The organism is Alteromonas lipotrueae, from assembly GCF_019249255.1.
GTDB classification, from domain to species: Bacteria; Pseudomonadota; Gammaproteobacteria; order Enterobacterales; family Alteromonadaceae; genus Alteromonas; species Alteromonas lipotrueae.
Map to the genome: position 1 here is coordinate 58992 of NZ_JAESDJ010000011.1, position 13669 is coordinate 72660.

Annotated in this window: 8 protein-coding genes; 4 read left to right on the forward strand and 4 right to left on the reverse strand. The window is 44.0% G+C overall.

Translation table 11 applies throughout. From position 1 onward, the window contains the following. Nucleotides 1-63: 63 nt before the first annotated feature. Nucleotides 64-2664 carry a TonB-dependent receptor plug domain-containing protein gene (locus tag KYS23_RS15000; protein WP_159533338.1) on the reverse strand — a complete coding sequence of 867 codons (2601 nt, stop codon included), beginning with the start codon at nt 2662-2664 and terminating at the stop codon, nt 64-66. Nucleotides 2665-3465: 801 nt separating this feature from the next. Continuing rightward, nucleotides 3466-3930: a transcriptional regulator ArgR gene (argR, locus tag KYS23_RS15005; RefSeq protein ID WP_013782583.1), complete on the reverse strand. Its 465-nt coding sequence runs from the start codon at nt 3928-3930 to the stop codon at nt 3466-3468. 232 nt (nt 3931-4162) lie between these two features. Between argR and mdh the strand changes: the two genes are divergently transcribed. After that, nucleotides 4163-5101 carry a malate dehydrogenase gene (gene mdh / locus KYS23_RS15010; RefSeq protein WP_159533336.1) on the forward strand — a complete coding sequence of 313 codons (939 nt, stop codon included), beginning with the start codon at nt 4163-4165 and terminating at the stop codon, nt 5099-5101. Between the two features lie 506 nt (nt 5102-5607). Here mdh and KYS23_RS15015 read toward each other — a convergent pair. Continuing rightward, nucleotides 5608-5748, reverse strand: a complete 141-nt coding sequence (locus tag KYS23_RS15015) for a hypothetical protein (protein WP_201510815.1) — start codon at nt 5746-5748, stop codon at nt 5608-5610. Nucleotides 5749-6257: 509 nt separating this feature from the next. Between KYS23_RS15015 and katG the strand changes: the two genes are divergently transcribed. Then, on the forward strand, nt 6258-8447 hold the full coding sequence (katG, locus tag KYS23_RS15020; RefSeq protein ID WP_218419249.1) for a catalase/peroxidase HPI: 2190 nt from the start codon (nt 6258-6260) through the stop codon (nt 8445-8447). A gap of 105 nt (nt 8448-8552) precedes the next feature. Here the strand turns inward: katG and ppc are convergent, their stop codons facing one another. Beyond that, nucleotides 8553-11174, reverse strand: coding sequence for a phosphoenolpyruvate carboxylase (gene ppc, locus KYS23_RS15025; protein ID WP_159533332.1), 2622 nt, complete (start codon nt 11172-11174; stop codon nt 8553-8555). Between the two features lie 233 nt (nt 11175-11407). On the opposite strand from ppc, the gene KYS23_RS15030 reads away from it, so the two are divergent. Together KYS23_RS15030 and fabV are read left to right on the forward strand one after the other, a co-directional pair. Next, nucleotides 11408-12028, forward strand: a complete 621-nt coding sequence (locus KYS23_RS15030) for a BamJ family beta-barrel-assembly machinery protein (RefSeq protein WP_057789303.1) — start codon at nt 11408-11410, stop codon at nt 12026-12028. A gap of 378 nt (nt 12029-12406) precedes the next feature. After that, entirely contained in the window at nt 12407-13585 is a 1179-nt protein-coding gene (gene fabV, locus KYS23_RS15035) for an enoyl-ACP reductase FabV (protein ID WP_218397682.1), read from the forward strand. Nucleotides 13586-13669: the final 84 nt, after the last annotated feature.

Genomic DNA, 13669 nt, shown 5'->3' on the forward strand with positions numbered 1-13669 from the left:
GTTCTATCTCAAACAGATTAGAGATAGAACACAGGAAATGCGGCGTTTTTTATAAGTTAAATGTTAGAAGCTCGCTTGAACGTTGAAGCTCATAGTACGACCTAGTGGGTCATACAAAGAGTCATCATATCCGCGCCATTCCCCAGGTGCATACTCTTCAAGTTCATCGGTAATGTTGGCAATTCCGGCAGAAACCTTAACATTATCGTTCACATGATATGAAACCGTCACATTATGCTTAAAATAGTTGTCGGCATAATCGTAGTAATCGTAATAGGTTTCACCATTGGCGCCGATGAAGAGTGTTCTCCATGAGGCTGTCCACTTATCACCGTCTGTCCAATCTACCGTCAAGTTAGCGCGATTATCAGGATAGAATAATTCACCTGCCCACTCAGTACCTTCTTCTTCGTAACTAAATACGTGAGAGTATTCAAGGTTAACCCCGAAGTCTCCAATTTCAGTGGCCAGATCGTAGTTCGCGGTAATATCAAAACCGTTGGTCTTCACTTCTGAGTAGTTTGTGTAACCAGAGGTAATAGACGTAATTTTACCATCGCTATCACGAACGATACTGCTAGACGTACCATCTAAGTCAGCGGCAATTAAGTCATCTACATCAATATCTTCAATTTTATTTTCGTAGTCATATTGGTAGTAAGACACTTCAAGTGATAAATCATCAGTGACATCGTAAACCACACCAAGCGTAAGCGACTCAGAGTTTTCTGGGCTAAGGTCAGGGTTACCGCCGTAATAGGTTAGGTGTTGCTGACCGGATGAGCAGTAACTATCGTCGCTACCAGGATTATCTAGTGTATCGCAGTAATAGGTATCGTACGCGCTTGGGAAGCCGTAAGAAATGGTTGCGAACATTTCACTCATTGTAGGTGTACGGAAAGCTTCTCCCCAGCTAGCACGAAGTAACAGTGACTCAGTTGGGCGCCAGCTGATACCTAGCTTAGGTACGGTATCTGAGAACTCAGAGGTTGAAATGCTTTCGCCTGTATCCCCTTCAAGCTCGTACCCGTCGTAACGAAGTGCAGCAGATACTTCCACTTCATGGGGTAGTTCGATAGCAAACTCAGTATAGTAAGACTGTCGCTCACGAGTCGCATACACGTCGTCACCGCCCGAACCGCCTGAAATAATACCCAAGCCCGATTCAGGGTCAGATATCTGCTCAAAATCAAGGTAAGAGTACTCAGCGCCGAAAACAGCACTCACTGTCATGAAGTTATTCGAGAAAACTTCGCCAGAAATGCTGCCGTCAATAATGTCACGCATCTGTGTAGACTGGTAGGTGCCAGTGTGATCAGCGCTAGCTAATAGCTCTGCATTATAAGCAGACCAGTCGTCGGTACTTAAACCTTGAACATTAAATAAATCCAACTGTTCAGTATCAATTAAATCTTGTACAACTGTGTCGTTAACTAAGTTGTAATTGAATACCTCTTCTTTTGCCGATGTGCGCTGGTAATAAACCTGCCAGTCCCACTCGTTTCCACCAATATCGGTGTAACCTTCAAGCCCTGTTACCATTTCAAACGTGGTTTTTTCGGTTTTCGTATCACGTGTTCCCAAGCTAGCGGTACGGAAGTAAACAGCGCCATCTTGACCATAAGGGTTCATTGCGTTATCCGCATCGATGGTCAGCGAAGATGTAGATACTGGGGTAGCAGCATAACGAGTGTCTGTAGATGTCTGTAGTGCAGAGAAACGAGTAATAAGTTGCAAGTTCTCTGCTAACTCGTACTCGATTTTAGTCATTAAAGAGTTTTTCTCAGACGCGCCATAAAGCCAAGTGGTATTACCGTAGTAATAACCACAACGATCAGATTCAATCGATGTGTCAGCCACATCGCCACACAAATCTTCGTTATAAAGATACGAACTAGTATTTGTATCATAGAAATTGGCAACAGGGCTGTAGGTTGAATAGCTATCTAGTGCATTTTCGCCTGAAACTGCTACATCGGTGACTTCTTGAGTGTTTTCATGCTCAGCAATGAAAACGATACTACCTTTGTCATTGGTTACGCCGGCTGAAAAGTTGTACTTGCTAGAGTTGCCACCGTCAGCACCTGGATCTTCAAAGCTATAACCTACATTTACGCCATCAAACTGCTTCTTAGTAATAATGTTAATTACACCTGCCACGGCATCAGACCCGTAAATGGCGGAAGCTCCGTCGCGAAGAATTTCAATGCGCTCTACAATTGACATTGGGATCATCGACATATCAGAAGATGAGCCACCGTCGTACCCTAAACCTGGTAGGCGACGGCCATCCATAAGCACTAGCGTTGCGCCTGCACCCAGACCACGCAAGTTTACTTCACTAGACGCAGATGCGCCGCTGCCGTAGCCAGATTGGCCGCGAAATGAACCGAAAGTGTTAATCGAAGAGTTACGTAACACTTGGGCAACCGATGTATCGCCAGATAACGCGATAGATTCAGCAGTAATGACGGTAACGGGAGATACCGATTCAAGGTCAACCCGTTTAATACGCGAACCAGTAACCTGAATTTTTTCAACAGGCTCTACTGCGTTTTCATCATCACTTTGAGCGAATGCCATCGGCGAAGCCATTATGCTAGCAGAACCCGCTAACATAATGCTGCGCTTAATCGCGGTGCTTAGTTTATTCGTGTTAAACATTTAAATTCCCCTTGTCGAAGGTGATTACATTTAGTAATTACAAAGACGTTTATTAGTTTTTATTTTGAACAGATGTTTTCTGTCGGGAGAATTAAGCACTTCGTCGCGCTATTTGGCAATTTACAAAGTGTATAATTTGTTCTATTTAGACTTAATTTACTTTAATTATACGCAGGGCGGTGAAACCTTTACGCTCCTATACATTTGTAAAATAATTCTTATGCTTTTTATCTTTTTGGCTTGTTTAAAAATAAAACGAGGTTTGCATGGATAGAAATTAAAAATAATGTGAGAGGTAGATAGTGTGCAGGTTTAGCATGCAAATAGTGCGGGTTTAGTGCGGGTTTAGTGCGGGTTTAGTGAAGGGCTTGTGTATTAGGGGCGCAGGTGTAGCGTAGACGCGGGGCAGTTAAATATCATGTGAAGTTTAAAATGGGAGGGTGTTGTATCGAAGATGAAAATAGGTTCTATTATTTGAAAAATTAAAAGCGATTTTTTCTGATTTATCGTTTATTTTTTTGTGGGGAAAGGTTGTGGTAAAAGGTAAGGTGGCTTTTAATTTAATTTGGATAGTTGGATGTGCTTTTTAATGTTATAAGGTTGGTGGTGAAATTTAATTCTATAACGTATAAAACATTTAATTGTGGTTTTCGAATTCTTTACTTTTCTTTCCTTATTCTTTTCTAAGTCTATGATAATTTAAATGCACAGCTACCAAGTTGTTTTGTATCTCCCTGGTACAAATTCTTAACCGCCATCTTGTTATGGCGGTTTTTTTTTGCTTAAAAATTTAGTCGGGCCTTATACATTCTCGAATAAGTCTTCTACCCGTTGGCGTAATTCTTCAATAAGGGTCACGTCAGCAGGGGCAATAAAAATGGTATCGTCGCCCGCAATGGTACCAAGCACACCATCTTTTTTGCTTAATGAGTCAAGCAAGCGTGCAATGAGTTGCGCTGCACCTGGGCTGGTGCGAATAATCACCATCACATTATTATGCACAATGTCGAGAACAAGTTGCTTTAACGGGCTTTTAGCAGTAGGCATACCCAGTTCAGGCGGTAGGCAGTACACCATATCGCCGCGAGCATTGCGGGTACGAACTGCGCCAAATTTACTTAGCATGCGGGAAATTTTAGATTGGCTAATATTGTCATGGCCTTGAGTTTTAAGGGCATCGACAATTTCACCCTGAGACCCATAGCTTTCCGCTTTCAAAATTTCTTTAAAGGCTTTAATCAGTTGCTCTTGTTTTGCGTTGGCCATAGCATCCTGCACATCTGTTAACGTTAATAAGTTAAATAATCGTATATTTTATATTGTGCCTTACAGGTGACCTTTGCGCAATTTAATTGCATAATCATGCATGATAGTGAATATCGACATAAAATTGCCTTAAATGGCCGTATTAAGACCATCAGATGATTGAGTTTTCCCCCGCGTTGCATTAGTGTGACGTTCCGTTTAAATACGTGAGTAATCCCATAGGAGAAATGGTATGAAAGTAGCCGTGTTAGGTGCTGCCGGTGGTATTGGCCAAGCGCTGTCTTTGTTGTTAAAAACACAATTGCCAGCTGGTTCTGAGCTAGCGCTTTATGATGTAGCGCCAGTTGTTCCTGGTGTAGCTGTTGATTTAAGCCACATCCCAACTGCAGTAAAAGTAACCGGTCACGGTAAAGATGACCTAGCTGGTGCATTAACAGGTACAGACGTTGTTCTTATTCCTGCTGGTGTTCCGCGTAAGCCGGGCATGGATCGTTCAGACTTGTTCAACATTAACGCTGGTATTGTTAAGAACCTTATTGAAGGTGTTGCTGACAATTGTCCAGATGCTTGTGTTGGCATTATTACTAACCCAGTTAATACAACAGTGGCGATTGCTGCTGAGACGCTTAAAGCGAAAGGTGTTTATAACAAGAACAAATTGTTCGGTGTTACTACCCTTGACGTAATTCGCGCCGAGACTTTCGTTGCTGAGCTTAAAGAAGTAGACGTTGCTTCTGTACACGTTCCAGTAATCGGTGGTCACTCAGGCACAACTATTCTTCCTTTGCTTTCGCAAGTTGAAGGTGTTGAGTTCTCTGACGATGAAGTTTCAAGCCTAACTACTCGTATCCAAAATGCGGGTACTGAAGTTGTTGAAGCTAAAGCTGGCGGCGGTTCTGCTACCCTTTCAATGGGTCAAGCAGCTGCACGTTTCTGCTTATCTTTGGTTGCAGCAATGCAAGGTGAGAACGTGGTTGAATACACTTACGTTCAAACTGACGACAGCGACGACGCTGCATTCTTCGCTCACCCTGTTCGCCTTGGTGCTAACGGTGTTGAAGAAATCTTGCCATATGGCGAGCTAAGCGCATTTGAAGAAAAAGCGAAAAACGACATGCTAGATGGCCTTCGTGGCGACATCAAGCTAGGCGTAGATTTCGTAACTGGCTAAAGCTAGGATAATGGGAGCGCTGCTCCCATGTACAAGGCAGGATTAGTAAGCTCTACACAAACACGCCGAGTATCCATCCATGGAGGCTTGGCAGTAGCATCCATGCTACTGACAGTTTGTTACGACCTTACTAATTCTGCCTTTTTGTTTGAGGTACCTACATAATCAATTCGCCGTAAATACTTCTCTGTAGGCTCCGCCACCGCATCCTTAGCAAGGGAGGGGCTACTATTTAATTTCAAACCGTTTATCTACTAACACGCACTCATCGCACTCAATAGATTTCATTTTTGTAAGACAGCATTCATGCTGCCGACAGTTTGTTACGACCTCAATAACCCTGCCTTTTTATTTGGGTAAATCACACGGCTGATGAGTTCATTTGTATTGTTAATATGCATGATACCCACCCACAGAGCAGAGATGTCGCCAGTAGCCGTATTGGCTAACGCTTCTATTGAATATCGGTACACGTTTAAAAAGTTGCGAACGGATGATTGGTTCTGCTAATCATCTAATTGATAAGTGCTACTTAAGGTAGGTTTATTGTTTTTACCGGTAGTCGATTCTATTACTTTGCAATCGGTATCTATGTAGGGAGATAAAAACAAACGGTAGGCGCCAGCCATGACGAAATGCACTGCCAATGTATGCCTCAAAAAAGCGGTGTTCCCCGTTTTCATTTATCTGAAGTAATTTATCGTTATAGTCAGAGTCGCTCACACCTTCCTTGAGTCCTGAGGGCAAAGTAAACCGTTCAAATTGTGTTATAGGCATTAGCGCAAAAAAGGCGAGGGGCGGGTTTATAAGTGATCTGTTCAAATAAGACCTCCTGCCTAGGGATTAGTTACTAATATCGTTTGTTGCCCTATGATTTATCAACAAGCTTTTACAAAAAACGAGATAAAAGGCATAGAAAATTCATTGATATTGTCTACGCTTTCTTTAATTAATTTTACATGTCAGTGTTGATGAATAGCTTTATAAGGTCTTGTTTTCTCATCGTAAGGTTCAACGATTTCCTAATCGTTAAACCTATTCATCAGCATCGAAAAAACTCACTGTAGTAATATAAATCTAATAACTAGAATAATAACATGTCAATCAATCGGTTGGATTGATTAAGTGCTTTGTCGAACAGCAAGAGGTAACAAATATGAGTAACGCGAAGCTAGGCGATGTAAATGATTCAGATAGAAAGTGTCCCGTCATGCATGGTGGCCTTACGGCTACTGGCAGCACAAATATGGATTGGTGGCCTGAGGCGCTAAACCTAGACATATTGCATCAGCACGACACAAAAACCAATCCAATGGGTGACGAATTCAACTATCGCGAAGCAGTGAAAATGCTTGATTTTGATGAATTGAAAAAAGATATGATCGCGCTAATGACAGACTCTCAGTCGTGGTGGCCGGCAGATTGGGGGCACTACGGTGGCCTAATGATTAGGATGTCTTGGCACGCTGCCGGTTCGTATCGTATTGCAGATGGGCGTGGTGGAGCATCTACGGGCAACCAACGGTTCGCGCCACTAAACTCATGGCCGGATAACGTTAACCTTGATAAAGCGCGCCGCTTATTGTGGCCAATCAAGAAAAAGTACGGCAACAAGCTTAGCTGGGCGGATCTTTTAGTTTTTGCCGGCACAGTAGCTTATGAAAGCATGGGGCTTAAAACTTATGGTTTCGCATTTGGCCGCGCCGATATTTGGCACCCAGAAAAAGATACCTATTGGGGGGCTGAGAAAGAATGGCTAGCGCCAAGTGATGAGCGTTATAACGACGTTGAAACCCCAGAAACAATGGAAAATCCATTAGCTGCAGTGCAAATGGGGCTAATCTACGTGAACCCTGAAGGGGTGAATGGTAAACCTGATCCGCTTAAAACCGCACTACATGTACGTGAAACCTTTGCGCGTATGGCCATGAACGATGAAGAAACCGTTGCGCTTACGGCAGGTGGACACACCGTGGGTAAATGCCATGGTAACGGACGTGCGGAAAACTTAGGTCCTGATCCAGAAGGCGCTGATATCGCCGAGCAGGGTTTGGGTTGGATTAACCATGAATCACGTGGAATAGGTCGCGATACTGTATCAAGTGGTATTGAAGGTGCGTGGACGACTAACCCAACTCAGTGGGATAACGGCTACTTTGAACTGTTACTAAACTACGACTGGGAATTGAAAAAATCACCAGCGGGTGCTGAGCAATGGGAGCCTATCGACATTAAAGAGGAAGACAAGCCAGTTGATGTTGAAGATCCGTCAAAACGTTATAACCCTATCATGACCGATGCGGATATGGCGATGAAGATGGATCCTATTTATCGTGAAATTTCTGAGAAGTTTTACAACAATCCAGATTATTTCAGTGAAGTATTTGCTAAAGCATGGTTCAAATTGACTCACCGTGATTTGGGGCCAAAAGTACGTTATATCGGTCCTGAAGTGCCACAAGAAACGCTTATCTGGCAAGACCCTGTACCTGCAGGCAGCACGTCCTACGATGTGAATGCATTAAAAGCCAGCATTGCGGATTCCGGCCTAACAATTGGTGAAATGGTATCTACTGCGTGGGACAGTGCTAGAACCTTCCGTGGTTCAGACTTACGTGGTGGTGCAAATGGTGCCCGCATTCAGTTAGCGCCTCAGAAAGACTGGGAAGCGAACGAACCGGAAAAGCTAGCTAAGGTATTGTCGGTGTTGAAACCACTTGCTGAGGCAGCCGGTGTAAGTCTAGCAGATACCATTGTGTTGGCAGGTAATGTAGGTGTCGAAAAAGCCATCGAAGCGGCAGGGTTCAGCGTTGATGTGCCTTTTTCAGCAGGTCGTGGTGATGCGACTGATGATATGACGGATGCTGATTCTTTTGCACCACTAGAGCCGCAGGCCGATGGTTTCAGGAACTACTTGCCGAAAGACTACGTGGTTAAGCCAGAGGAGCTGTTGTTAGACAAAGCTCAGTTGCTTGGGTTAACGGCTGCAGAGATGACGGTGTTAGTAGGTGGAATGCGTGCAATGGGAACAAATTACCAAGGCACTGCACATGGTGTGTTTACAGGTAGTGCTGGCTCACTAACGAACGACTTTTTCACGACTATCACCGATATGCAATACACGTGGAAGCCCACAAGTAAAAACACTTACGGCATTGTAGATAGAGTGTCCGGTGAGCAAGTTTATTCAGCGACTCGTGTTGACTTAGTCTTCGGTTCAAACTCTATATTACGTTCTTACGCTGAGGTTTATGCGCAAGACGATAATAAAGAGAAGTTCGTTAAAGACTTTGTTAGAGCTTGGACTAAAGTGATGAATGCCGATCGCTTTGAATTACAGGCTTAACATTCAGTTTGTAATGTAAACTCACTAAAAAGCCCGCTTCAAGCGGGCTTTTTTATTTGTGCTATTTGGTTAAATAGTATGATTACGTACCTATCAAGATAGGTACTAACCTGTATTACGCATCCCTGTTGCGATACCAGTAATGGTCACCATCATGGCACGCTCTAGTGCGGTATTTTGCGCATTGTCACCCGCTTTACGAATTCTATCTAGCAATTCGATTTGTAGGTAATGAAGCGGCTGCAAGTAAGCGGCGCGAATTTCCATTGATTCTTTACCCAATGGATCAGCTTTCATAATGTCGTCTTCGCCAGTTAATGCTAGCAATGAAGCAATACTTTCTTTAAGTTCCTCTCGAAGGGCTGCACCAAAATGCTTAAGCTCTTCCGGTACTAGGCGCTCATCGTAGGCTTCACTGATACGTGGATCCGCTTTATGGAATACCATGTCCAGCATCGATAAGCGTGAACGATAGAATGGCCATTCGGCAAACATTTCATTCACGACTTTTTCATTTTCCGCATTTTTCACGCTATCGATAGCACGCATTACACCTAACCATGACGGCAAGACTAGGCGTGTTTGCGCCCACGCAAATATCCAAGGAATAGCACGAAGACTTTCGATACCACCTTGTGGCTTACGCTTAGAAGGTCGGCTGCCTAACGGTAACTTACCAAGCTCTTGTTCAGGTGTCGCCACGCGAAAGTAAGGCACAAAGTCTTCGTCATGGCGCACAGTAGCGCGGTAGTTGTCGCGACCCTGACCTGCCATCGTGGTAATTAGTTCACGCCACTCTTCTTTTGGCGCCGGGGGTGGGAACAACATGGCTTCAATTATCGCGCTGGCATAAATGCCTAGGCTTCGTTTGGCCAGTTTAGGCATACCAAACTTATATCGAATAGTTTCGCCCTGTTCAGTAACACGGAATCCACCTTCTAATGAGCCAGGAGGCTGCGAATAAATAGCAGCGTGGGCAGGTAAACCACCTCGGCCAATTGTACCGCCACGACCGTGGAACAAGGTAAGTGAACAGTTAAACTCTTCAGCAATAGCCACTAGCGCTTCTTGAGATTGATACTGAGCCCAACCTGCCGCAAGTGCGCCGGCATCTTTAGCTGAATCTGAATAACCAATCATCACGAATTGACGGCCTTTCACATAGCCACGATACCAGTCGATAGAAAGCAATTTACGCATAACACTTGGCGAGTTGTTTAAATCGTCTAGCGTTTCGAACAAAGGTGCAACTGGCATTGGCCAATCAACACCGCTTTCTTTAAGCAGTAATTGAACGGCAAGTACATCTGATGGCTCACTCGCCATCGAGATAATGTAAATACCAAAACCGTGCTTGCTGTGCTTAGCCACTACTTTACAAGTATCAAGTACTTCTTTCACATCTTCCGATGCGCCCCATTGGGCAGGGAATAGTGGGCGCTTTGAGCCAAGCTCACGTAGCAAGAAGGCTTGTTTGTCTTCTTCGCTCCATTGTGAGTAGTCACCTAACCCAAGGTAACGTGTAAGTTCACTAAATACATCAGCGTGGCGTTCTGAATCTTGGCGCACATCTAAACGAAGTAGGTGAATTCCAAAAACGCGGGCACGGCGAATGGTATCTAGCAGTAACCCTCTAGCGACTACATCCATGCCACAGTCGATAAGTGACTGGTGGCAAAGTAGTAGGGCTTCTAACAGTTCGTCGTTACTTTCAATCCAGTTAGACGTATCTGGGTTTTTACCGGCTAAATAATTAGCAATACCATCTCGGGTAGCGATAAAACGGTCTAGTAAAGGGCGAAGTAGAGCGCGGTAAGGCTCGTTCGCATCGCCTACTTTTTCACGCAGTGTGTTATTGCAGTCGTACATAGACAGTTCAACTTGCAAGCGGTCTAAGTCAAGCGCAAAAAGCTTCGCGGCACGTTTACGCGCCAATAGTAATACTTGCTCGGTAACTTTAGAGGTTACAAACGGGTTGCCGTCGCGGTCACCGCCCATCCAAGAGCTAAATTGCACCGGTGAAGCATCTAGCGGAAGCGACACGCTGTAGTCTTCTTGCAAACGGCCATCTAGCTCGCGCAGGAAATCGGGAACAGCTTCCCACAGTGAATTTTCAATAACTGAAAACCCCCAACGAGCTTCATCAACAGGGGTAGGGCGCACAGAACGAATTTCCTCTGTGTGCCACGCTTGGCTAATTAAATCAGCAACACGAGTCTCTACCTTACTTCTATCTGTATCGGTTAAAGACTCTTGATGCACAGCCTGTAAGCAGTCTGCTAACTCTTTATGTTTATGAATAAGGGTGCGACGTGTGACTTCGGTAGGGTGAGCCGTTAATACTAAGTCGATGTTCAACTTTCCGACTGCTTCTTGCACTTTATCAGCCGTGAGGTCGGCTTTATCTAGATGCTTAAACAGTGCATCAATAGACGCGTCAACATTCATTGCACTGTTATATTCTTGCTCAGCAATATTCCCTAGGTTTAAAAACTGTGCGAAAGCACGGCCTACCGTCAACAAGTCGCTGTCGGTCATCGTTTTGAAAGTTTCTTTCAGTTCATCACTGCAACTCGTGTCTCCCTGATAAGACGCTCGGCCGTCTTTTCGAATCTTCTCAATGCGATCAAGCCACTCTTGGCCTAATTGGTTTTTGATGGTTTCACCTAGCGTTTTGCCAAGGTATCTAACTGTATCTTTTAGTTCAGCATCGTAATGAGTGTGCATGCTATCCTCCCAATTATATGGCCTTCACCATACTAAGTACTTAACAAGTTGTAAAACCACTTTGCGTTATAATTTACAATATTTTGTTCCATTTGCCCCCATCTATTTAATGCTCAAAGCAAGATAAATTATGGTGTGCTACACTCTTGCATCGGAAAATGCAGAAACATATTCGTGAAACGCGGTTTGTTTGAAATTTGTACTGCATTTGTAATTTAATTTCAGGAGTTCTTGTGACTGATACATTCAACACAGTGGAAACCCAAGCAAGTTACGGCATTGGTTTTCAAATGGGTCAACAATTGCAATCTAATCCTTTTGAAGGTTTAGCTATTGACGCGGTAGTGACAGGGTTAAAAGATGCTTTCGCGGGTCAAGCTCCGCAGGTTGATAACGACGCACTACGTGATGCATTCGGCGAAATCCATAAGCGTATGCAAGCTGAGAAAGAAGAAGCAAGCAAAGCGGTTATCGAAGAAGGCGTTAAGTTCCTTGAAGAAAACGCAAAGCGTGAAGAAGTTCAGGTAACTGAATCTGGCCTACAATACGAAGTATTGGCTGAAGGCGATGGCGAAACGCCAACTGCAGATAGCACGGTTCGCGTGCATTACCACGGCACACTTACTTCAGGTGACGTTTTTGACAGTTCTTACGATCGTGGTCAACCGGCTGAATTCCCAGTTGGTGGCGTGATCAGAGGCTGGACTGAAGCACTACAGCTTATGAAAGTTGGTGCTAAGTTGCGTTTATACGTACCACATGATCTTGCGTACGGTGAGCAAGGAGCTGGTGCAGCAATCGCACCATACAGCACGTTAATTTTTGATGTTGAATTGCTTGATATCTTAGGTTAATTCACTCAAAAAGGTGAGCTCTTGTGGGGGCTCACCTTTTTATTCACTTCACATTTAACGTCACACTTCACACTTCACTTTTCTCTCCCTTGCTCGACTTATACGTCCGTTCTTAAATTAGCATCTACCCTCGTTTTACATTAACTTCTAGCGTAATAGTCGTTAATCATTTTTGTTTTCGTATACATTCTATAGCGTTCCAAGATATTCTTTCGATATAGACGTTAAAAACAGTTTTCGTACTAGGCTACCCATTTGTACATGTGTATCTTTTTGATGAATAAGGTGTTCGGTGTGTATATTGATGTCATCTGCTCCGAGTTGTTATCAGCCTTTGCACGTTTACAATAGGCGCACGCATAAAAAAGGAAAATGAATATGGTTATCAAGCCTAAAGTGAGAGGCTTTATCTGTACAAACGCACATCCTGTGGGTTGTGCAAAGTCAGTAGAGCAACAAATTGCCTATATTGAAGAGAAAGGCAGCTTGGGTGATGGCCCTAAAAATGTGCTAGTCATAGGTAGTTCTACGGGTTATGGCTTGGCATCGCGTATTACTTCTGCATTTGGTTATGGAGCAAAAACCCTTGGCGTTTGCTTCGAAAAAGCGCCTTCAGAACGTAAAACTGGCACTGCGGGTTGGTACAATACTGCTGCTTTCCATCAGCAGGCAGCTAAAAAAGGGCTTTATGCTGAGACTATCAATGGTGATGCGTTTTCTGATGAAATTAAAGCGCAAACAATAGATAAGATTAAAGCCAATATGGGTAAGGTCGACCTTGTGATTTATAGCTTGGCGTCACCGCGCAGAACCGATCCAGATACGGGCGTAGTCTATAAATCTACGCTTAAACCTGTGGGGCGTGAGTACACCACCAAAACTTACGATACCGACAAAGACAAAGTGCATGATGTTACCCTAGAGGCGGCAAACGACGACGAAATCTTAAACACCATTAAAGTCATGGGCGGAGAAGATTGGGAGCGTTGGATGGATCAACTGGGCGAAGCTGGCGTACTTGCTGAAGGTTGCAAAACCACGGCGTATACCTACATAGGAAAAGCCCTAACGTGGCCTATCTATGGCCAGGCGACCATCGGAAAAGCGAAGGAAGACTTAGACAGAGCCGCTGCTGCTATCATTGGTAAAAACACCGAGTTACTCGTTGAAGCGAATGTCAGTTCGTTGAAAGCTCTGGTTACACAAGCCAGTTCTGCCATTCCTGTTATGCCGCTTTATATATCGTTAATGCAGGAAGTGATGAAGCGCGACGGGACCCATGAAGGCTGTATTGAACAAATACATGGGTTGTTCTCTACCTGCCTATTCGGTGATACACCTACATTAGATGAGGCAAACCGCTATCGCATGGACGGCATTGAAACCAATGACGTTACGCAAGCTAAAATTCAAGCCTTGTGGGACAAAGTGACCCAAGAGAACTTTCATGAGCTAAGCGATTACGCTGGTTATCATCACGAATTTTTAAAACTGTTTGGTTTTGATATTGAAGGTGTTGATTACGAACAGGATATTGACCCACTCGTGAAATGGTAAAGGTTTACTATACTTAGTTAAGCCTAATATTGAGTAGAGCCGTCGAATAGACGGCTTTTTCGTTGTTTACTTACCACTTAAACG